The 19,499-nt window shown below is 61.5% G+C and carries 22 protein-coding genes; 7 read left to right on the plus strand and 15 right to left on the minus strand.

Annotated elements, in window-relative coordinates:
- Positions 1-93 precede the first annotated feature (93 nt).
- The 5 genes from metG to PTZ19_RS01840 form a co-directional block, all read right to left on the minus strand.
- On the minus strand, positions 94-2,082 hold the full coding sequence (gene metG / locus PTZ19_RS01820; RefSeq protein ID WP_276351994.1) for a methionine--tRNA ligase: 1,989 nt from the start codon (positions 2,080-2,082) through the stop codon (positions 94-96).
- Positions 2,083-2,445: 363 nt separating this feature from the next.
- Positions 2,446-2,697, minus strand: coding sequence for a membrane protein insertion efficiency factor YidD (gene yidD / locus PTZ19_RS01825; protein ID WP_276351995.1), 252 nt, complete (start codon positions 2,695-2,697; stop codon positions 2,446-2,448).
- Positions 2,694-3,146 carry a Fur family transcriptional regulator gene (locus tag PTZ19_RS01830; RefSeq protein WP_276351996.1) on the minus strand — a complete coding sequence of 151 codons (453 nt, stop codon included), beginning with the start codon at positions 3,144-3,146 and terminating at the stop codon, positions 2,694-2,696. Before PTZ19_RS01830 ends, yidD begins: the two co-directional genes overlap by 4 nt.
- A gap of 52 nt (positions 3,147-3,198) precedes the next feature.
- The gene (locus tag PTZ19_RS01835) at positions 3,199-3,399 is read right to left on the minus strand and encodes a hypothetical protein (RefSeq protein ID WP_276351997.1); all 201 of its coding nucleotides are present in this window, start codon (positions 3,397-3,399) and stop codon (positions 3,199-3,201) included.
- 59 nt (positions 3,400-3,458) lie between these two features.
- A complete protein-coding gene (locus PTZ19_RS01840; RefSeq protein ID WP_276351998.1) occupies positions 3,459-3,923 on the minus strand; it encodes a hypothetical protein in 465 nt (154 codons plus the stop codon).
- Between the two features lie 134 nt (positions 3,924-4,057).
- Here PTZ19_RS01840 and PTZ19_RS01845 point away from each other — a divergent pair, with 134 nt between their 5' ends.
- From PTZ19_RS01845 to PTZ19_RS01870, 6 genes are all read left to right on the plus strand, one after another.
- Complete coding sequence (locus tag PTZ19_RS01845; RefSeq protein ID WP_276351999.1) at positions 4,058-4,303, plus strand: spore germination protein; 246 nt, start codon at positions 4,058-4,060, stop codon at positions 4,301-4,303.
- 1 nt (position 4,304) lies between these two features.
- Positions 4,305-4,514: a spore germination protein GerPB gene (locus PTZ19_RS01850; RefSeq protein WP_276352000.1), complete on the plus strand. Its 210-nt coding sequence runs from the start codon at positions 4,305-4,307 to the stop codon at positions 4,512-4,514.
- A gap of 17 nt (positions 4,515-4,531) precedes the next feature.
- Positions 4,532-5,170, plus strand: a complete 639-nt coding sequence (gene gerPC / locus PTZ19_RS01855; protein ID WP_276352001.1) for a spore germination protein GerPC — start codon at positions 4,532-4,534, stop codon at positions 5,168-5,170.
- 14 nt (positions 5,171-5,184) lie between these two features.
- Positions 5,185-5,373, plus strand: coding sequence for a spore gernimation protein GerPD (locus PTZ19_RS01860; protein ID WP_276352287.1), 189 nt, complete (start codon positions 5,185-5,187; stop codon positions 5,371-5,373).
- A complete protein-coding gene (locus PTZ19_RS01865) occupies positions 5,370-5,774 on the plus strand; it encodes a spore germination protein GerPE (protein ID WP_276352002.1) in 405 nt (134 codons plus the stop codon). The genes PTZ19_RS01860 and PTZ19_RS01865 overlap by 4 nt, the downstream gene beginning before the upstream one ends.
- Before the next feature lie 125 nt (positions 5,775-5,899).
- Positions 5,900-6,022: a sporulation protein YjcZ gene (locus PTZ19_RS01870; protein WP_276352003.1), complete on the plus strand. Its 123-nt coding sequence runs from the start codon at positions 5,900-5,902 to the stop codon at positions 6,020-6,022.
- Positions 6,023-6,099: 77 nt separating this feature from the next.
- Here PTZ19_RS01870 and PTZ19_RS01875 read toward each other — a convergent pair whose 3' ends face one another.
- The 3 genes from PTZ19_RS01875 to PTZ19_RS01885 form a co-directional block, all read right to left on the minus strand.
- A complete protein-coding gene (locus tag PTZ19_RS01875) occupies positions 6,100-7,425 on the minus strand; it encodes a PucR family transcriptional regulator (RefSeq protein WP_276352005.1) in 1,326 nt (441 codons plus the stop codon).
- Between the two features lie 289 nt (positions 7,426-7,714).
- Positions 7,715-8,368 (minus strand): zinc-ribbon domain-containing protein, encoded by a 654-nt coding sequence (locus PTZ19_RS01880; RefSeq protein WP_276352006.1) that lies wholly within the window; start codon positions 8,366-8,368, stop codon positions 7,715-7,717.
- A 128-nt stretch (positions 8,369-8,496) separates the two neighbouring features.
- Positions 8,497-9,336 (minus strand): AraC family transcriptional regulator, encoded by an 840-nt coding sequence (locus tag PTZ19_RS01885; RefSeq protein ID WP_276352008.1) that lies wholly within the window; start codon positions 9,334-9,336, stop codon positions 8,497-8,499.
- Positions 9,337-9,470: 134 nt separating this feature from the next.
- Between PTZ19_RS01885 and melA the strand changes: the two genes are divergently transcribed.
- On the plus strand, positions 9,471-10,772 hold the full coding sequence (gene melA / locus PTZ19_RS01890) for an alpha-glucosidase/alpha-galactosidase (RefSeq protein ID WP_276352009.1): 1,302 nt from the start codon (positions 9,471-9,473) through the stop codon (positions 10,770-10,772).
- 71 nt (positions 10,773-10,843) lie between these two features.
- On the opposite strand, the gene PTZ19_RS01895 is transcribed toward melA, so the two are convergent.
- From PTZ19_RS01895 to PTZ19_RS01925, 7 genes are all read right to left on the minus strand, one after another.
- Positions 10,844-11,542 carry a DUF1361 domain-containing protein gene (locus tag PTZ19_RS01895; protein WP_276352010.1) on the minus strand — a complete coding sequence of 233 codons (699 nt, stop codon included), beginning with the start codon at positions 11,540-11,542 and terminating at the stop codon, positions 10,844-10,846.
- Between the two features lie 64 nt (positions 11,543-11,606).
- Complete coding sequence (locus PTZ19_RS01900; RefSeq protein ID WP_276352011.1) at positions 11,607-12,566, minus strand: hypothetical protein; 960 nt, start codon at positions 12,564-12,566, stop codon at positions 11,607-11,609.
- Complete coding sequence (locus PTZ19_RS01905) at positions 12,566-13,552, minus strand: aldo/keto reductase (protein ID WP_276352012.1); 987 nt, start codon at positions 13,550-13,552, stop codon at positions 12,566-12,568. The genes PTZ19_RS01900 and PTZ19_RS01905 overlap by 1 nt, the downstream gene beginning before the upstream one ends.
- A 104-nt stretch (positions 13,553-13,656) precedes the next feature.
- Entirely contained in the window at positions 13,657-15,663 is a 2,007-nt protein-coding gene (locus tag PTZ19_RS01910; RefSeq protein ID WP_276352013.1) for a glycoside hydrolase family 15 protein, read from the minus strand.
- Between the two features lie 40 nt (positions 15,664-15,703).
- Entirely contained in the window at positions 15,704-17,167 is a 1,464-nt protein-coding gene (gene glgA, locus PTZ19_RS01915; protein WP_276352015.1) for a glycogen synthase GlgA, read from the minus strand.
- A 37-nt stretch (positions 17,168-17,204) separates the two neighbouring features.
- Complete coding sequence (glgD, locus tag PTZ19_RS01920) at positions 17,205-18,320, minus strand: glucose-1-phosphate adenylyltransferase subunit GlgD (protein ID WP_276352016.1); 1,116 nt, start codon at positions 18,318-18,320, stop codon at positions 17,205-17,207.
- Positions 18,317-19,483 carry a glucose-1-phosphate adenylyltransferase gene (locus PTZ19_RS01925; protein WP_276352017.1) on the minus strand — a complete coding sequence of 389 codons (1,167 nt, stop codon included), beginning with the start codon at positions 19,481-19,483 and terminating at the stop codon, positions 18,317-18,319. The genes glgD and PTZ19_RS01925 overlap by 4 nt, the downstream gene beginning before the upstream one ends.
- Between the last annotated feature and the right edge of the window lie 16 nt (positions 19,484-19,499).

Below are 19,499 nucleotides of genomic sequence, written 5' to 3' on the forward strand. Positions count from 1 at the left end.
GGATTATATCGGGCGCGTATGGCCGGTGTCAATGAAAATCGGCCTTTTATTCGTAGTTTTACGAATAAAAAGGCCGATGGACCCCTTCCGCGCTTATTTCACGATCGCGCCGTTCGGCATATGGTCCGGCACCGTCGCCAAGGTCAGCTGCCCGTCCTGGGACGCCGCGAGAATCATGCCCTGCGACGTTTCGCCCCGCAGCTTGACCGGCTTCAGGTTGGTCACGCAAATGACTTTGCGGCCGACCAGCTCTTCCGGTTTATAGTGCATCGCGATGCCCGACACGACCTGCCGCCGCTCGAAGCCGAGGTCGAGCTGCAGCTTGAGCAGCTTGTCGGCTTTCGGGATCGCCTCGCAGGCGAGCACTTGGGCGACGCGCAGCTCGACCTTCGCGAAATCCTCGATGCCGATTTCGGGTTTGAGCTCAGGCGGCGCCGCTTCGGCTTTCGCCGGTTCCTCCGCGTTCGCGGCCGCCGCCGAAGCGGGCGCGCCGCCCTGCATCGCCTGCGCGATCCAGGCGGCTTCCTCCGCCGTCTCCAGGCGGGGGAACAGCGGGTCTCCCTTGCTCACCTTGCAGCCCGCGGCAATTCCTCCGAACTTGCGCAGCGATTCCCAAGCCGTTTGTTCGCCCTCCGCGAGCCCCAGCTGTTCCCACATCCGCCGGGGCGTCCGCGTCAGGAACGGCTGGATGAGGATGGACGCGAAACGCAGCGCCTCCGCCAAATGCCCCATCACGGAAGCGAGCGCGGGGCGGTTCGCTTCGTCCTTCGCCAGCCCCCACGGCTGCGTCTCGTCGATATACTTGTTCGTCCGGCCGATGAGCGCCCAGATCGCGGTCAGCGCCACGGAGAACTCCATGTTCTCCATTGCCTCTTCCACCTTCTCCACCGTCAAGGCGGCCATCCGCTCCAGCTCTTCGTCGAACGGGGTGGCCCCGCTCTCGTAAGCGGGCACTTCGCCGCCGAAATATTTGTCGATCATCGCCACCGTGCGGTTCAGCAGGTTGCCGAGATCGTTCGCCAAGTCGTAGTTGATCCGCTCGACGAAATTTTCCGGCGTGAACGTTCCGTCCGCGCCGAACGGCACTTCCCGCATCAGGTAATACCGCAGCGCGTCCAGTCCGTAACGGTCGATCAGCGTCACGGGATCGACGACGTTGCCTTTGGACTTGGACATTTTGCCGTCCTTCATCAGCAGCCAGCCGTGCGCGAACACCTTTTTCGGCAGCGGCAGGCCGAGCGCCATCAGCATGATCGGCCAATAAATCGTGTGGAACCGGACGATTTCCTTGCCGACGAGGTGCACGTCCGCCGGCCAATACTTCTTGTAATCCCCGTCGCGTTCGGAACCGTAGCCGAGCGCCGTGACGTAGTTGGACAACGCGTCGATCCAGACGTAGATGACGTGTTTCGGATCGCCAGGCACCGGGATGCCCCAATCGAAGGTCGTGCGGGAAACGGCCAAATCCTCGAGTCCCGGCTTGATGAAGTTGTTGATCATCTCATTGCGGCGCGATTCCGGCTGGATGAACTCCGGATGCTCCTCGTAGAAAGCCAGCAGTCGGTCGGCGTACTTGCTCATCCGGAAGAAGTAGCTCTCTTCCTGCACCCATTCGACGGGACGCCCGCAGTCCGGACATTTGCCGTCCACGAGCTGGCGCTCCAGGAAGAACGCTTCGTCCGGCGTGCAGTACCATCCCTCGTACTTGCCTTTGTAAATATCGCCTTGCTCGAGCAGCTGGGCGAAAATTTTCTCGACCGCCTGCTTGTGCCGGGGCTCCGTCGTGCGGATGAAGTCGTCGTTCGAGACGTCCAGCTTCCGCCACAGCGCCTGGATGCCCTCGACGATTCCGTCGACGAACACCTGCGGCGTCTTGCCCGCTTCCTTCGCCTTGCGCTCGATTTTTTGCCCGTGCTCGTCGGTGCCCGTCAAATACCGCACGTCGAAGCCGCGAAGCCGCTTGTAGCGGGCCATCGCGTCGCCCGCCACCGTCGTGTACGCATGGCCGATATGCAGCTTGTCGCTGGGGTAATAAATCGGCGTCGTGAGATAAAACGTCGGTTTGCCGTTGTTTGCCGCCACTTGGGACCATCCCTCTTTCGATCGTGATAGAAAACAAAAAAACCCCCGTCCCCCTGGGACGAGAGCAACTGCTCACGCGATACCACCCAAATTCCCCTTGTTCTCGCGAACAAAGGCTCATCCGGTCGGATCCCCGACCGAAGCCCGTTAACGCCGGACGCCGCGCCTCCCCCTCATGCCGCACGGCAGCATCCGTCCGGCGCTCGAAAGCGGATCCTCCGGGACCATGTTCCGATGCCGTCCCATGCCGGTTCGCAGCTTCCCCGGCTCTCTGAAATGGGCGATCGCGCCGTACTTATCCCTTCATCGGTTTGATTCAAGCGGATTCGATTGAACCCAATATACCCGAGCGGTTATGCCATGTCAAGCCGGATTGTCCGGCTCTTCCGCTCGTTTACGCGGCGGAACGGGGTCGAAGCCCCCCGGATGGAACGGATGGCACTTGCCGATCCGTTTCGCCGCGAGATAAACGCCTTTGACCGCTCCGTGCACCTCGATCGCTTCCAGCGCGTACTGGGAGCAAGTCGGGACGAATCGGCAGGTCGGCGGTTTCAAGGGAGAAATGAACGTCCGGTAGAACCGGATCGGGGCCTGCAGCGCTTTGCGGGCGATCATGGCGTTCTCCCGGCCGAAGCTTGGGCGCGGTCCCCAGATTCCCGGCAATCGGCGCAATAGCCGTATACCTCGAATTTGTGGCGCACGACTTCGAAGCCGCTCGGCACCGCCGTATCCGGCATCGGACAAGAGCGGATCGGCACCGTCTTCTCGCATTGCAGGCAAATCATGTGGTGATGGTGATGGGGCTCCCCGCAGCTCCGCTTGAACTTCACCCCTTCTTCCAGCATGAATTGCTCGATGACGTCCAGTTCCTGCATGACCCGAAGATTGCGGTAGACGGTGTCGAAGCTGAGGCCGGGGTATACGCGCTGCATGTGGTCGTAGATTTCCTTGGGCGTCAAGTAGCCGGGGGCTTCCGCGAACAGCTGGGCCAGCGTCCGCCGCTGTTCCGTGATGCGCAGCCCTTGATCCGACATTCGCTGAACGATCCGTTCGGTCTCTCCCATTCGGCATCCTCTCCCGCGGAATTCCCGCGGCGCGGCCGCCGCGGATGTTAGATTAGGCAAACCAAGTATTCACGATCCAGATCATCGCGACCAGCGACAAAGCGGACAGCGCCAAATACGTGCCGCCTTGTCCCTTCCTCTGCTGGAAAAACCTCAGCACCCCGAGGCTGAGAAACGATCCGATCGCCAGAATGAAGATGACGCCGGTGACGAATAGTCCCGCCGATACGTTCGAAACGTCCGTGATTTCCACGTTCCATACCCCTTTTTCCCGATAAAAAGACAGCTCGTTTTACCTTGCATTATACCGTTTTAATAGCCGATAAACAATTCCACGTCTTCTTCGCGAACGGGCCGGCGCCGGAAACGGACCACGAGACGGCCGTTCCGAAGCGTCGCTTTCCCGGATCCGGGATACACCTGGCCGGGGAACCGGATAAGCTGCGTACGCCCGTCCGGAAGCCCCGTGATCCTCATCCGCTCCGAGTTCACGTACAATCGGATGTTCCGCGCCTCCGCATTCTTCGGCAGCCGGAACGTGATCTCCACCTTCTTCGGGTCTTTCTCCGTATCGATCATAACGGGAGATTCCGTTTCCTTGGGCGAATCGGGGGAGACCGGCGTATCTTTCGCCATCCGGGACATGAACTTGTCCAGCCATTCGCCGTCGCCTTCGCCGTCCCACTTTTCCGCCAAGTCCCAAGGAATGCCGTCTCCCAGCCAACGTTTGATTTCCTTCCAGTCGGGCAGCGGCCCGCTGTCGAAAAACGAACCCATGCGCATCCCTCCATGCATATGCCTAGATTATGTTATTCCTTATAGGCGGCAGGGTGTCTGGCGGCGAAGAACCTCTGGGCGGCCGCCTTCATATGATGGAACATGATCCCGCGTCGAAAGGAGTCGATCGGTCCATGCCCTCGATCGTCGGTGCCGTAAAAGTGCTTTCCGTCGCCTCCGGCGCCGTGATCCAGTTCGGCGACGCCCTTCAGATCCGGCCCAGCAGCACGACCAAAACGTTCGCGGGCGCCGGCTCCTTCCTGACAGGCGATTTGGCCCGCAGCGCCAACGCCGTGAGCGCGACCAACACGTTCGATCCGGATGCCGAAGATTCGTCCAACAACCAAGTAGGCGGCGCAGCCGCCGGATCGGTGGTCTGACATGTGCCTGAACGTCTATCAGAATATTACGATCAATCACCTGCGCGTCGAAGCGGTGACCAACGCGTCCGTGCTGCAGATCGGCAGCGCGGGCTTCATCCGTTCCTTGGCCCAGCTGTACAATACCGGGGGATTTACCGGGCCGGCTCCGCAAATCCTGGGTCCGAGCCCTAACATCATTTCCCTCGTCCGGCTGCCGAACCCGAGTTGATAAGGAGGCGGAAGGGGATGTCGATACCCGCTTGGAACTGGTGTTACCCGCTGCCCGACGGCACCGACCTGGTCCAGCGGCTCTTGCAGGCCGAGCAGACGATCCGCGAAATGACGGAGCGCGTCCGGAAGCTGGAGTCGTCCCTGGAGGAGGTCCGGTCGCGCTCGCCGATGCATATCGAGTACCATTTCGACCAGTTGAAGGTGAGCGAACTGAAAGGGACGCTGAACGTCGGTTTGTCTCCGCAAGGCGTGCAGGGCATGGATTCGCTCGAAGTCCCTCCTGCCTACTGGCAAGCGCCTCCCCCTCCGGATTCCGGCGTACCGCAGCCGGTCTCCGCGTTGCAGCAGCAGATGATGGACTATATGGACCGCGAGGCGCCCCTCGTATTGGCGGAAATGGAAAAACAGTACGGGGCTCCGCTCGGAGACGACCTCCGCGGCCGGGTGCTTCAGGACGTCAAAGCCCAATTGAGGGAAAGGGTTCATTACTACGCCAAAACCCTCCCATATCCCGAGAACGGCACGGAAGAAGAACGGCGGCGATGGGGCGGCACGATCGTCGAAAAAACGAAGCGGGATATCGATGCGGCGTTCGCCGCCTACTTAAACATGCGGAGAAGCAAATCGGAATTCGGGGGAGGGGATGCGCCTTGAACGGCCCGGCTTGGATGAAAGTGGTCAACGGTCCGGTCACCGTCGGCTCCGTGCGCATCGTCGGGATCACCAGCTCCGCCTCGCTGCTGATCGGGGATACGGATTCGCTGACCTTGTATTCGTTCTTCGACACGCCTCCCGAATCGGTCGTCGTCGGACCGATCGCCCCGCTGCCGTCCCCTCCGGAGGAGGACGTCATATGACCGTCGATTGGCGGCTCGTGCGGGCGGAGTCCTTGAAAGTCGTCAACATGTTCCACGGCGCCGTGATGCAGGTAGGGGATAACGGGGTTTCCAATCCGTGGGATTGGTCCATCGCCCTGCAGCGGGCGATACCGGACTTTTACGGCGACGAAACGCGGTTCGCTTCCTATTCGCTTTTTTTTCGTCCGCTCCCGGCCTGGCTGCCGGCGCCGGACGTCGGAACCGAATCCGGCGGTCCTCCGGCCGAAATCCGGGTGGGACCGGTCAAAGTCATTACGGCGAGCGCGTCGATCCTGATCCGGATCGGCTGCAGCGGAGGCCACTCCGCGGAATCCCGCATTCTCCATATCCGCCAGTACAACGGGCCTCCGCCTCCAACGGTATCCGCAGCCGATCGTTGAAATCCGCAATAATCCGGTTGCGCCGGGCGGCAAGGGGTGCAAACGCACAGGACAGCGAATACCCATCGGCATAAGCTGACATTGTGATCCGCCATCACAACTACTGGATTCGGGAGGGTTTCGAAATGGGCTTTCCGGTTGCGGGTGTCGGCGTCGGTTATCCGACCATTTGCGGCATGCACCCGGCCGCGTTCGTGCTCGTTCTGTTCGTCCTGCTCGTCATCATCCTTCGCGCCGGTTGGGTATAACGCCGCCCGCGGTAACGAAAGAAGCCTTGCCGTTGGAATGGCAAGGCTTCTTTCGTTTATCGTCTTATAAGCGGCATTTAGGGCCGATGCGCCGCGTTCATCATGCCGAGCTTGAGCGCCAAATGCAGCTGCAGCCGGTCTTCGGGATCATCGAGGGAGACGCCGAGGATATTCTGGATTTTCTCCAACCGGTAAACCACCGTATTGTAATGGGCGTACAGCTTTTCGCTGGTCAACTTGATATTTCCGTTGCAGCGGAAATACATTTCCAACGTTTCCGACAGCCTCCCGCCCCCTTTGCGGTCCGCCTGTTTCAACGGATGCGAGAAACGGCGCAGAAACTGCTCGCGTTCCTCGCCGTCCGGGATCATATACAACAGCGTGTAAACCCCGAGCTTGCCGTAGACGAGCACGTCGTCCGCAACGCCGCATACCTCCGCCACCCTTCTGGCGCGAGAGGCCTGCATCCAGCTTGCGGGCAAATCTTCGGGTCGTTCGGCGGCCCGGCCGGCATACAGCCGGAGCTCGGGTACGCCGAACATGGCGCGCAAATCGGCAAGAAGCTCGCGCAAGATCCTCTCCGCCGAAGCTTCGGCATCCTCCGCCTTCGCATTCGCGGGCAGCGGAACGACCAGCGCCAGATCGTCGTCCGCCGGCGCGGCGAGCAAGCCGCGGTCTGCCCATTCTTCCCGAAGCCGGAACGCGGCTTCGCGCAATTTGTCCGCGGACGGAAGCGGCTTGCGCCAACCGACGCGCGCCGCGCAAATCCGCTTTCCTTCCGGCACGCTCCAACCGCACAGGTCGGCGCGGCGCCTCCAGTCGGACTCATTCGGGATTTTTCCGGAGAGCCAATCCTGCAGGAAATGGCCGAGGTATTTGCTCTCCACTTCCCGTACGGTTTCCGCGTTCTCCAATTCCAAACCCACGAGCGCCGCCATCCGGTCGATGCTCAGCGTATCCAGAGGCGAAATTTCCTTGTTGCGGGCAATCAAGACGAGCGTGGCCGGCTTCAGTGCCGGGGATGTCAGCGGGGTTGCGTAGACTGGGGAAGTCCCTTCTGCCGCCGTAAACCCGCCAGCCCTCCCGCTGATTGAGGAACGGGCGGTCAGCGATTGCGGGATCGGCCGGGTTTCGGCGGAGGCAGCCCCGCGGAGGCTGACGGACAGCCACGATTTCCCGTTCTCGCGGACGACCGCGACCGGATTGTTCAGCATCGTCTCTATCGCGTCCAGCAAAGGGATGAGCCCCGCGCCTTCCAGCAACAGCCGGGCCAATGCCTGGATTCTATGCTGAAGGGAGGTAAGCTGGGACACCTCCTCCGGAAGGGTTCGTTCCGCGCTTCCCTCCTTCTGCCGTCCGACGGACGGGTCTTGAAACATTTCTTTGCGAGGCAACGACGCCATCGTGATCCCTCCTCGGCCGTCCATGTACCCGATTGATTCGCGTTTCCGACTGCATTTTGTAATTATTGCTCACAATTTTCAGTTTGCGTTTTCGTTTAATATGAATATTGTAATAATATATAACATCAATATCAATGATTTTTGATCGATTTTTCAAAAATTACCGGAAGATCAGATTTTGTTTAATCAATTATGTAATGTTATATAACATTATGGATGGTCATAAACAAAACAGCCGGCCCGGAACCCTGCCGCGGGATCCGGAACCGGCTGTTTCTATGGCGTAATTTCAAGATCGCTGCGTGCCGCAGGACGGGCAAAATCGGGCGGATGCCTCCACTTTAACGCCGCAATTCGAACAGAAAACTTTATCCCCCGTTTGGTCCGGAGACGTCCAACCCGGGGAGGGCGGAACCTCCAGGGTCGGTGTGCCGACGTCGGCCCAGTCGGAGGCGGAACGCTCCTCTTCGAGCGCCGAGCGGCCGGGGTTTTCTTCGACTGCGGGTTGCGGAGCCTCTCCCGCGTCGTAAGCCAGCGGATCTTCCCCCTGGTCAACCGTATCCGCAGCACTGGGTGCGGGTTCCGGGAACTTGTGTCCGCAGGACGGGCAAAAACGGGTGTCGTAAGGCACCTTTCTCCCGCACTCGCATTCCTTCTCATTGCGCAGCTGCATGATCCGCTCTTCCAGATCGTCGATCTCCCGTAAGATGCCGGCGATCTCCTCGCAGATCGCATGGACCTTGGCTTCATCGGAAGCTCCGTTTCCGGCGGCGAATCCCTCGAATACGATCGCTCCGATTTCCATATGTCTCTTCTCGATTTCTTTGCGTTTGCCAGAAATTTGGGCATGCAGCCGCGTGATCTCCACGGTCATTTGGGCTTTTTCGGTAGCGGTCGTCACGCCTTTGCTGACGGTCTCGGTGATTTTGCGGAACAGACTCATCGGGTGCGCCTCCTTTTTCTCCCTCGTATTATCTCATACGGCTCGCGGCCGCACTAGGTTCCCTGAGCGGATTCGCCGGGGTCTTAAGTCATGATTCCACCCGGCGTGCAGGACCCGGGGCCCCTCTCTTACCGGTTCCGCATTCGATATTCGGTCGGCGTCATGCCGGTCCATTTTTTGAATGCCTTGGAAAAATAGAGCGGATCCCCGTACCCGACGGACGCGGCCACTTGTTCCACGCTGAAAGGCTCGCGGAGCAGCAGCTTGGCCCTTTCGATTCTCGCCCGTTGCAGGTAGCGAACCGGGGACATCCCGATTTCCCGCACGAACAATTTGGTCAAATGGGTGCGATGGTACCCCAAGTCCTTCGCCAATTCCGCGATCGTGACGGGAAGGGCCAGCTGCGACTCCAGCCAGCGCGCGGCGCGGTCCGCCGTTCTCGCGGCGGCGCCGGCGCGGCTGACGGCGGGCGGACCTTGCGGCCGGTTCGTGCGCGCCCAGGAAGCGAAAGCCAAGCCCAGCCAGCCCTCCGCTTCCCAATCGGACGTCCAATCTCCGCTCCGGAACCGCTCCTCGATCGCCTGCGCGGAAGCCGCCGGCACCGAATCCGCGCCGGTCACGACCGGACTTTCCGGCGAAACGCCCGCCCCGACTAGCCATTTCGCCGCTTTCGCGCCCCGGAACGCGATCCAGCGATACCGCCAAGGATCGCGGGCGTCCGATTGGTACGTGTGCAGCTCGCCGGGGAAGATGAAAAAGCTGTCTCCCGCCGTCAGCTCGTACACCCGATCCCGGCAGCGGTACGTGCCGGCCCCTTCTATGATCGTATGCACTAAGTAGTAATCCAGCACCTGAGGCCCCATCCGATGCTCCGGCTCCGTCTGCGAATGGCCGGCGAAGAGCACGGCGAGCTCGTCGTTTTCCCGCGGATCCGGATGCACCGCGGTCATGCTGAACGGCGTTTTCATTTCCCAGGACCTCCGCGATAAACTACAAAATTCCATGCGTTGCTCTTTTCTGTCCATGGCGCAAGGAATGCGCTTTCCTCTATTCTAGAACGCGTAGAGCCTTTATACAACCGTATTTCAAGGAGGATGACCCGATGTCCAAAATCACGTTTCTGGGAGCCGGAAGCACCGTATTCGCCAAAAATGTACTGGGTGACTGCATGCTCACGCCCGCCCTTCAGGGCTTCGAAATCGCCTTGTACGACATCGATCCCGTACGGCTGGCCGATTCGGAGCGCATGCTGAACAACTTGCGGCGCACCTCCGGCAGCACGTGCCGGATCCTCGCGTACTCCGACCGCAAGGAGGCGCTGCGCGGCGCGAAATACGTGGTCAACGCCATACAGGTCGGCGGTTACGACCCCTGCACCATCACCGACTTCGAAGTGCCGAAGAAATACGGCCTGCGGCAGACGATCGCGGACACCGTGGGCATCGGCGGCATTTTCCGCAACCTGCGCACGATCCCGGTCATGCTGGACTTCGCCAGGGATATCCGGGAGGTATGCCCGAACGCGTGGTTCCTGAACTACACGAACCCGATGGCGGTGCTGACGAACGTCATGAACACCCACGGCGGCGTGCAGACGGTCGGACTATGCCACAGCGTCCAGGTTTGCGTGAAGGACCTGTTCGCGAACCTCGGCATGGATCCGGCGGGCGTCCAATCCAAAATCGCCGGCATCAACCACATGGCCTGGCTGCTGGAGGTCACGAAAGACGGGGTCGACCTGTATCCGGAAATCAAACGACGGGCCGCCGAGAAGCAGAAGGAGAAGCATCACGACATGGTGCGTCTCGAGATGATGCTCCGTTTCGGCTACTACATCACCGAATCGTCGGAGCATAACGCCGAGTACCATCCTTACTTCATCAAGCGGAATTACCCCGAGCTGATCGAGCGCTTCAACATTCCGCTCGACGAATACCCGCGGCGCTGCGTCCACCAGATCGAACAATGGAAGAACATGCGGGACCAGCTCGTGAACGACGCCGATTTAACCCATGTGCGGAGCCACGAGTACGCCTCCTACATTTTCGAAGCGATGGAGACGAACCGGCCGTTCAAAATCGGCGGGAACGTCATGAATACGGGCGGCCTGATTTCCAACCTACCCCGCGAAGCGTGCGTGGAGGTTCCTTGCCTCGTCGACGCGTCGGGCGTCACGCCGACGCATGTCGGCGCCCTGCCTCCGCAGTGCGCGGCGCTCAACCGCACCAACATCAACACGCAGCTGCTCACGATCGAAGCGGCCGTCACGGGCAAGAAGGAACATATCTATCACGCGGCCATGCTGGATCCGCACACGGCCGCCGAGCTCTCGATCGACGACATCGTCTCGCTCTGCGACGATCTGATCGAAGCGCATGGCAGCTGGCTGCCTAAGTTCCATTAAAACCGCGCCGAAACGCAAAGGGCCGTCCGCCCGGTTCGAAACCGGCCGCGGACGGCCCCTTGCGTTTCCCCTCAAGTATCCTCGCCTCTGCGCAACGCGTACATGGACCCGTACAAGATCAGGATCAACATGCCGAAAAGAATCGTAAACGCGAAGGCGTACGGATTCAGCCCCTCGATCACGCCTTCGATCAGCCGGAACGGGTTGAATATCGCGTCCCAGCTGTTGAGTCGGACGACCCTGCCCAGATAGATGCCGAAGCCGCCGAGGAAAGATGCGCCGGTTACGAACAGCCAGCCGGCCGCGCCGTTCCAGACTCGGCTCACGATGGCGTGGAAGTGCCGCATCGAAACATACCCCAGCAGAAGTCCGCCCCAGGAAAACAAGAAAAACACGACCAGGTCATACCATAGGATGAAGCTGTCCCTCCGGTAAGGGCGAAAGATCAAGTGGATGAAGTCGGTGGTCAAATAGGGGGCATTCGGATACAGCAACAGCCACCCGATGCCAAGCACGAACAAAACCGGCAGCCGGAGCGCTCCCCCGATCGATCGGCAGGCTTGCGCCGCGACAAGGGAGACGAGCAGCGGCAGCCAAGCCAGGAACAAGTTCCACAGCATGAAAATGAACGAATCGCTTCCGATCCGAAATTCCCTTACGAGAATCAGCAGCACGCACAGCACCGAGATGCCGCACAGCATCCCGTATACGGCCGGAGAAACCGGATCGATGCGGGACGATCCGTTCGCGCGGTTCGACGTTCGGGACACGATACCCCCCCATTCCTTCTGACGCGTTACGCCCGGTTCCGGTTCGCGCCGCCGAACGCCGCGCTTACCCTCCGTACTGTTCCAACAGCTTCCCGTATTCTTCTTCGAGTCGGGCCGTTTCCCGCTCCTGCTCCGACCTGCGGCCGGACAATGCCCGCATGGCTTCGTTCAGTTTGCCCTGATGGGCATGGACGGAATCGATCGAATCGCGGATGCGCCCCTGCACCATCCAATCCGCGATCAATCCGTCGAAAAAGTAATCCGCGAACGAGAGAAAACCGCCGATTTCCGGACCGCCCGCGCCAAAGCCCATGTTCACGTCCTGCAATTCCCGGGCGAAGCGCCTCAAGTGATGCTGCGCGTCGTGAATATGTTCCCGGGCTTCGTCGATCCGGCCGTGCTTGATCATCGTAGAGATCATGCCGCCGCCGAGCAGATCGTAGACGCCCCAATCGCCGGCCGATCCCAGGCGGTCCTCCGCCTGGCGGAGCGCTTGCCGGGCATCCTCGCCCGCGGCTTCCGCCTCCCGGATTTCCTTCAGCAGCCGCTGAGCTTCGGCAGCCTGGCCGGCGATCGCTTCCAGCCGCTGCGCCGTATCGGGATCGAACTCGCGGATCCACTCCTCCTTGAGCTCCATGATCCGCGTAAGCTCGGCGTCCGCGCCGGCGACCTCCGCGAGCTCCCGCTTCGTCTGTTCCCGGTCGGTCTCGAGCCGCTCTAATAAGGCTAGGGCGGCATCGTATTTCAGCTTGGCTTCGGCCGCTTCCTTCCGTTCTTTCGAGAGCCGCTCCTCCCAGTCCCCGAACAGCCCGTGCCAGAACTGGGCGAACGACGAAGCCGCGAGCTTCTCCTCTTCTTTCCGTTCCTTGTCCAGACGCTGCCGGCACTCCTCCGCCGTCCAGCGCCGGTCGGAGAGCTCCACGTCCAGATGGTTCAAACGGCGTTCCAGCTTCGCCTTTCGTCCCAAATCCTCGCGGCATTGGCGCAGCCGGTCGTTCCATTCCCGGATCGCCGCGCGTTCCATCAGTAGCTGCCCCGGATGAAAGGATGGACTTTCTCCGCATAGAAGGAGCGAAGCCGGCTCTGCTCTTCCGGCGTGAACGAGCGGACGCCCAGCGCCCCCAGATTGTCTTCCACCTGGCGGACCGACTTGAAACCCGGAATGACGCACGTGATCTCCGGGAAATCAAGCAGCCACTTCAGCGCGGCATGCGTCATGCTGCCGCCGCGGCCTTCCGCGATCCAGGCGAGCTCGCGCGCCAATTCCACGCCTTTCTCGAACGGCAGGCCGGCGAACGTCTCCCCGACGTTGAACGCCTGTCCGTTGCGGTTGAAATTCCGGTGATCGTCCGCTTCGAAACGGGCATCCGCCGTGAACTTGCCCGTCAGGAGGCCGCTCGCCAGCGGAAGCCGGACGAGCAGGCCGACGCCTTTCGCCTGCGCGGCGGGAAGCAGCGTATCGATCGGTTTCTGCCGGAAAACATTGAAAATGATCTGCAGCGCCTGCACGCCGGGCTGCTCCAGGCAGAGCAAGCCCTCTTCCACCGATTCGACGCTCACGCCGTATGCACGGATTTTCCCTTCCCGCTGCAGCCGGTCCAGGACGCCGAACACGGATCCGTCCTTCAGGATCTCGATCGGCGGACAATGGATCTGGTACAGGTCGATCGTTTCCCGCTCCAGGCGGCGCAGACTGTCCTCGCACCACGCGTTAACCTTCTCGTAGGAGTACGTCTTCGGGTCGCGGATATCCCCCGCCCGGCAAAATTTGGTGGCGATATGGATGCGGTCCTCGCGCCCTTTGGTCGCGCGGGCGAGCAGCCGCTCGCTGCGGCCGTCGCCGTATACGTCCGCCGTATCGAAGAAATTGACGCCTTCGTCCATCGCTTTGTCCAATGCCCGCAGCGATTCGGCTTCGTCCGTCTGTCCCCAAGCGCCTCCGATCGCCCATGTTCCAAAGCTCAATTCGCTGACCTGCAAGCCGGTTTTCCCGAGCGGCCGGTATTCCATGGATGCTTCCTCCGTTTCGCGATTCAAAGCGCTTCTATGATCTCTATTATTATAGCAAAAGTTACCGGAGGTTTCCGCCTTCGGCCCTTCCTCCAGCGGAAGATTCAGTTCCATGGCAGCTGGCTGTCCCGCGCGTTCCGCTGCTCCTCCGTCAAGGTCAACCGTTCCCGCTTGCGCACGTACTCGCACACGGTTTGCACATAGGTGGCGTGCGACCAGGTAAGCGGTGCGACCGACAGCGGCGAGCCGTCCACGGGATGCAGCTGTTCCGGCAAATTGCCGCCGGGCAGCGCGGAACGCGCGACCATCTCCAGCATCCGGCGCGGCTCATCCAGCTCCTCGGCGCTCCGCGCGGTTTCGATCCGGTATTTCGCCAGCCAGAGCGTGCAGATGATCCAGGGATTGCCCGGCGCGACATTCACGTCGTCGAGCGCGCGGAAATAATAGTCTCCTCTGTACCGCGCGACCCCGCCGATGTCCGTCTTGACCGTCAATCCCTCCGCGATCGCCTCCATCGTGGCGCGGACGCGGGGATCCTCCGCGGGCAGAACGCCGAATTCGAACAGGGCGAACAGGCTGCTCTCCAGCGTCATGTCCTTCTCCCAGCGGCCGTCCCGCCAGACCAATCCCCGGGCGAACCTGCCGGCTCCCTCGTCCCAGAGCCGGTCCAGAATGCCTTGCTTGATCCGGTTCGCGGCCCCCCGGTAGCGGTCGCTCCGGTCATAGTCGCCGAACAGGTCGGCGAAACATGCCGCGCCCATCAAGCCGCCGTAGACCGAGGAGGCCGTGTACGTCCAGATGCCGTAGCGCTCTTCCCACAGATCGTAGCTGGGTCGAGGCAACCCGAGCGATTCCTCGACGTATTCGCACAGGAATTCGGCCGCCCGCCGGACAAGCGAGCCGTACAGCGCCTGGGGGAGCTCGATTTCCCCGTGCCGGGCGTAATCCTTCCACAGCGCGTACGGCACGAGCGCGGTCTCGTCCTCCTGGATCGGCAGGCGGGGAACCCCGTCTACGACGTACGGATGCCAGCTGGAGCCCACGGTTCCGTCCGGATTGTATTTGTGGTACAAGTAGCCGCCGGGGGAGAGCGCCTTCGCGCAGAAATGGAAGAACGGCGCGATCGTTCCGTGATAACCGGCGAGAGACATCGCGTCCGCGATCAGCGCCCCGTCTCTCGGCCACATGTAGCTGTAATGGTCGCGGTTGTACTGCAGGATGTCGGAATCGTTCGCCGCCAGGATGGCTCCCCGTTCGTCGATCTGCGTGCGGACGATGAGCAGGCTGTGCTTGAACTGCCGGACGGCCGGCTCGGGCAAATCCCCGAATCGGCTGCCGACGCGGGACAACCAATGGTTCCAATAAATGACGATCCGGCTGAGCAGCTTCTCGGGGTGGCTGTCCGCCACGTAACGATCGAGGCGTTTGACCTCCTCCAGGCTGTCCCCGACGGACATCCAGTAATAGACCGTGCCCTCTCCTTCCGGCTGCACCCGGGTCCGGAAGGAGATCGCGCTGTCTACCGAACCCTGCGCGATCGCGTTGCCCGCGAGCTCTCCGTCCTCGGCGTCGCGCCAGGTGCCTTCGGCACCGTAGAACCGCTTGATCCCGGTCGAAAACTGATCGATGCCTCCGGTATCCGAACGCCCGTTGAACATGAAATACGAAGAACGCTTAAAGTGGAAGACGGTGCGGTTGTCCGGATAAAACGCCGCGGTATCGCCGACTTCGCTGCCGTCGATCATTAAATCCTGGTGGAAAAAGACCCGGACATCTTTCGGCGAGCCGCCCAAGTTCCGCACCACGACCCGTTTCAGGAAAATGCATTCCCGCTGATGGATCCCGTCGTTGATTTGCAGTTCCAGCCCCAGCTTCTCGTGGCGGGCCGTGACGTTGGTGACGAGGGAATCCTCGACGTAACCCAACTCGATTCGCCATGCCGGATCGTCGAGCCAGGCGAACTTTCCTTCGGCCCATACCCCGACCCGGCACTTTTGGCCTCCGACGTGGTTCAGCTGTCCGACGTAGGGATAATACAAATCGCGGATAAAGCCGTGCCGGTCCAGATTGATCAACAGCTTGCCGTTGCCGATCACCAGATGTCGCGCCATGCTGCAGCTCCCTCCTAGGATCCGCCCGATTCCGGTCGGCTTAAGCGTCCGTGCGCCCAGCGGTCTGCTCCCGCTGTCCGGCCAGCTCCCGGTAGAGGCGTTCGTATTCCCGCGCGGAGGCGTTCCAGCCGTAATCCCGTTTGGCTCCGTTCGCGAGCAGGGCGGCCCGATGTTCCGGATTCCTCCAAAAGCCCAACGCTCTTCGGACGGTATACAGCAGGTCATGGGCAGTCGGAGGACCGAAGCTGAAACCGTTCCCTTCTCCTGTATATTCGTTGTATGGCTCGACCGTGTCGCGCAGCCCCCCGGTTTCCCGCACGATCGGAACCGTCCGGTACCGCAGGGCGATCATTTGGCTCAGCCCGCAGGGCTCGAACCGGGAAGGCATCAGATACAGGTCGGATCCGGCGTATATCCGCCGGGCCAGCCCTTCGTTGAATCCGAACCGGACGGCCAGCCGGCCGGAATGACGGCAGGCGGCGTCGCGAAGCGCGGCTTCGATCGCCGGATCGCCGGACCCCAGGATCGCCAGCTGCGCCTGCTCCTCCATCAAGCCGGGCAAAGCTTCCGCGAGAAGGTCGAAGCCTTTTTGGCCGACCAGCCGGGATACGATGCCGATGAGCGGAATCCCGTCATCCTCGGCCAGTCCCAGCTCCCGCTGCAGCGCCGCTTTGTTTGGTTTCTTCTGCTCCATGGAATCCCGGTAGTTCACGGCGAGATGGGGATCCCGCATCGGATCGTATTCCGCCGTGTCGATGCCGTTCAAGATGCCCCGCAAATCCCCGGACCGCTCCCGCAGCACGCCGTCAAGCTTCTCGCCCCATTCCGGCGTCTGGATTTCCCGGGCGTACGTCGGACTGACCGTCGTGAGCTTGTCCGCGAATTTGAGGCCTGCCTTCATGCAGCTGGCCGCCCCATAGAATTCGAGCCGGTCCGGCGTGAACAGATCGTCCCCCGCGGACAGCAGATCCTGCAGCAACGACCGGGCAAACACGCCTTGGTACTGCAAGTTGTGGATCGTGAACACCGTGCGGATGTCCCGGTACCCCGGCCGGTTCGCGTACCTCGTGCGCAGCAGCAGCGGGATGAGTCCGGTCTGCCAATCGTGGCAATGGATGACGTCCGGCATCCCGTCCAGCAGCTCCAAACATTCCAACGCCGCGACGCAGAAAAAGGCGAACCGTTCCGCGTCCTCTTCCCCGTACCCGTACAAGTACCCTCTTTTGAAATAATATTCGTTGTCCAGCAGCAAAAACCGGATGCCGTTCTCGCGCAGCTCGAACAAGCCGCAATATTGGCGGCGCCATCCCAGCTGCGCGAATGTATAGCCCCGGTATGCCGCCTTGGCGGCGATGTCCGCCGGAATTTCCCCGTATTTGGGCAGCAGGACGGTCACGTCCACGCCGCGTTCGGTCAATGCTTTAGGCAGGGCTCCGATCACGTCGGCCAGCCCGCCGGTTTTGACGAGCGGCACCGCCTCCGATGCCGCGAACAGCACTCTCATGGCCTAACTCCTCCCCGGGCCGCGGCCCCGTCAAGCGTCAGATCACCTTGCGTTTGACGGCCAGGAACGGCATCTCCTCCGCCCCCCGCAAATGCTGCATCGGCCGGATTTCCACTTCCTTGTCCAGGATGCAGTTCGTCAGCGAGCCGTTTTCGCCCACCACCCCGTTTTGCATCACGATGCAGTTTTCGACCACGGCGCCCTTGCGCACTTTGACGCCCCGGAACAGGATGCTGTTGCGTACGGTGCCCTCGATGTCGCAGCCGTTGGCCACGAGCGAATCGCTGACGTCCGCGCCGGGACGGTAACGGGTCGGCGGTTCGTCCTTCACTTTGGTGAAGATCGGACCGTTCCGGAAGAACAGCTCCTGCCAAACCTCCGGCTGCAGCAGCTCCATGTTATGCCGATAGTATCCCGCGACGTTGTTCACGATGCCGAGCCAGCCTTCGTGCAAGTAAGCGTTGACCTTGAGCGTGCCCAGGCTGGACAGCACCGCGTGCCGGACGAGATGGTCCTGGCCTTTCGCCAGCGACGATTCCACCAGATCCAGCAGCAGTTCCTTGGACAGCACGTACATTTCCATCGAGATTACGTCGCTGGACAATCGGCCGTAATGCTCCTGCATTTCCGTGATGCGCCCGGCCTCGTTCACCTTCACCCTGCGGGCCAGCCCGGCGACGGGCTCCGGACTCCGCTTGCAGACGACGGTGATGTCGGCGCCGCGTTGCCGATGGTCTTCCAGCACGCGGGCGAAATCGACGTTGCAGACCATATGGCTGCGGGTAATCGCCACGTATTCGAACGGCTCGCTGCGGGTGAAATAGTCCCGATGGCGGTAGAAATGGTACAGATCCCCTTTGCCGAAATCCGTCTGATCTTCCATCGACGGGGGGAGCACGAACAGGCCTCGCCCTTTGCGGTGGAGATCCCAGCTTTTCCCGGAACCGACGTGGTCCATCAGGGAGCGGAACTTCGTGTGGGCGAAAATCGCCGCTTTCGGGATGCCCGAATTGACCATGGAGGACAGCGCGAAATCGATCAGCCGGTACCGGCCGCCGAACGGGACGGTCGCCAGGCAGCGGCCGGCGGTCAATCCGCCCATTTCGTCCGTTTCGTGGATCAAGTTGATGACGCCGAGCATCGGCAAATTCATACGGTCTTCGCCTCCTTCAGCCGGTTCTCGTCCCGATACGTTTCGCCGCTGCCCACGACGGCGATCTCGTCCGAATCCGCGCTGCCGACGCGGCAGCCATCCTCGATCACCGCTTCCTCGCCGATGATGGCGCGAACGACGCGCGCGCCCGCTCCGACGACGGCGCCCGGCATGAGGACGGAATCCTCGACGAAGCTGCCTTCCCCCACGGTAACGCCGTGGAACAGCACCGAGCGGTTGACCGTCCCCCGGATCAGGCAGCCCTCGTTCACGAGCGAGCCGGTGACGTGCGCCCCGGCCGCCGCGTAATGGGCCGGCTGGTTCGGGTTGACGGAAAAAATCCGCCATGCGGGGTCGTTCAGCCGCAGGTCCGCCCGATCGTCCAGCAAGTCCATGTTGGCCTGCCAGAGGCTCTCGATCGTCCCGACGTCCTTCCAGTACCCTTCGAAGCGATAGGAATACAGCCGGGCTCCGTCCCGCAGCATCCGGGGGATGATGTCCTTGCCGAAATCGTTGGAGGAGCTTTTGTCCGCCTCGTCCCGGATCAGCTCTTCGCGCAGCGCCGGCCAACTGAAGACGTAAACCCCCATCGACGCGAGATTGCTGGCGGGTTTCTTCGGTTTTTCCGCGAATTCGACGACCCGACCCGACTCGTCGGCGGTCAGAATGCCGAACCGGCTCGCGTCGCGCCAGGGAACGGTGATGACCGCGATCGTCGCGTCGGCCCGGTTCCTCTTGTGCGCCTCCAGCATCAAGCCGTAATCCATTTTGTAAATGTGGTCGCCGGAAATGACGAGCACGAATTCCGGCTCGTATCGCTCGATGAACCCGATATTCTGGTAAATGGCGTTGGCCGTTCCTTTGTACCAAGTCCCTCCTTTGGACCGGACATACGGCGGGAGCACGTGCATGCCGCCCTCCTTGCGGTCCAATCCCCACGGGCTGCCGATTCCGAGATATCGGTTGAGCACGAGCGGCTGGTATTGCGTGAGCACGCCGACCGTATCGATGCCGGAATGGACGCAATTGCTGAGCGTGAAATCGATGATCCGGTATTTGCCGCCGAAATGGACGGCCGGTTTGGCCAAATCCTTCGTCAGGACGCCGAGCCGGCGGCCCTCCCCTCCGGCCAGCAGCATCGCGATGCATTCGTTGCGCCGCATTTTCCGTCACTCCTCC

This window comes from Cohnella caldifontis (genome assembly GCF_029360585.1).
GTDB classification, from domain to species: domain Bacteria; phylum Bacillota; class Bacilli; order Paenibacillales; family Paenibacillaceae; genus Cohnella; species Cohnella caldifontis.

What these genes read in the sequence shown, in the direction of transcription:
- PTZ19_RS01910 (WP_276352013.1), bottom strand. Translation starts at nt 15,663, where the DNA reads ATGGCGCGACATCTGGTGATCGGCAACGGCAAGCTGTTGATCAATCTG.
- PTZ19_RS01840 (WP_276351998.1), bottom strand. Translation starts at nt 3,923, where the DNA reads ATGGGTTCGTTTTTCGACAGCGGGCCGCTGCCCGACTGGAAGGAAATC.
- PTZ19_RS01860 (WP_276352287.1), top strand. Translation starts at nt 5,185, where the DNA reads ATGAAAGTGGTCAACGGTCCGGTCACCGTCGGCTCCGTGCGCATCGTC.
- PTZ19_RS01870 (WP_276352003.1), top strand. Translation starts at nt 5,900, where the DNA reads ATGGGCTTTCCGGTTGCGGGTGTCGGCGTCGGTTATCCGACCATTTGC.
- PTZ19_RS01875 (WP_276352005.1), bottom strand. Translation starts at nt 7,425, where the DNA reads ATGGCGTCGTTGCCTCGCAAAGAAATGTTTCAAGACCCGTCCGTCGGA.
- PTZ19_RS01885 (WP_276352008.1), bottom strand. Translation starts at nt 9,336, where the DNA reads ATGAAAACGCCGTTCAGCATGACCGCGGTGCATCCGGATCCGCGGGAA.
- PTZ19_RS01845 (WP_276351999.1), top strand. Translation starts at nt 4,058, where the DNA reads ATGCCCTCGATCGTCGGTGCCGTAAAAGTGCTTTCCGTCGCCTCCGGC.
- PTZ19_RS01880 (WP_276352006.1), bottom strand. Translation starts at nt 8,368, where the DNA reads ATGAGTCTGTTCCGCAAAATCACCGAGACCGTCAGCAAAGGCGTGACG.
- glgD (WP_276352016.1), bottom strand. Translation starts at nt 18,320, where the DNA reads ATGAATTTGCCGATGCTCGGCGTCATCAACTTGATCCACGAAACGGAC.
- melA (WP_276352009.1), top strand. Translation starts at nt 9,471, where the DNA reads ATGTCCAAAATCACGTTTCTGGGAGCCGGAAGCACCGTATTCGCCAAA.
- glgA (WP_276352015.1), bottom strand. Translation starts at nt 17,167, where the DNA reads ATGAGAGTGCTGTTCGCGGCATCGGAGGCGGTGCCGCTCGTCAAAACC.
- PTZ19_RS01850 (WP_276352000.1), top strand. Translation starts at nt 4,305, where the DNA reads ATGTGCCTGAACGTCTATCAGAATATTACGATCAATCACCTGCGCGTC.
- PTZ19_RS01865 (WP_276352002.1), top strand. Translation starts at nt 5,370, where the DNA reads ATGACCGTCGATTGGCGGCTCGTGCGGGCGGAGTCCTTGAAAGTCGTC.
- PTZ19_RS01925 (WP_276352017.1), bottom strand. Translation starts at nt 19,483, where the DNA reads ATGCGGCGCAACGAATGCATCGCGATGCTGCTGGCCGGAGGGGAGGGC.
- yidD (WP_276351995.1), bottom strand. Translation starts at nt 2,697, where the DNA reads ATGATCGCCCGCAAAGCGCTGCAGGCCCCGATCCGGTTCTACCGGACG.
- gerPC (WP_276352001.1), top strand. Translation starts at nt 4,532, where the DNA reads ATGTCGATACCCGCTTGGAACTGGTGTTACCCGCTGCCCGACGGCACC.
- PTZ19_RS01905 (WP_276352012.1), bottom strand. Translation starts at nt 13,552, where the DNA reads ATGGAATACCGGCCGCTCGGGAAAACCGGCTTGCAGGTCAGCGAATTG.
- PTZ19_RS01830 (WP_276351996.1), bottom strand. Translation starts at nt 3,146, where the DNA reads ATGGGAGAGACCGAACGGATCGTTCAGCGAATGTCGGATCAAGGGCTG.
- PTZ19_RS01900 (WP_276352011.1), bottom strand. Translation starts at nt 12,566, where the DNA reads ATGGAACGCGCGGCGATCCGGGAATGGAACGACCGGCTGCGCCAATGC.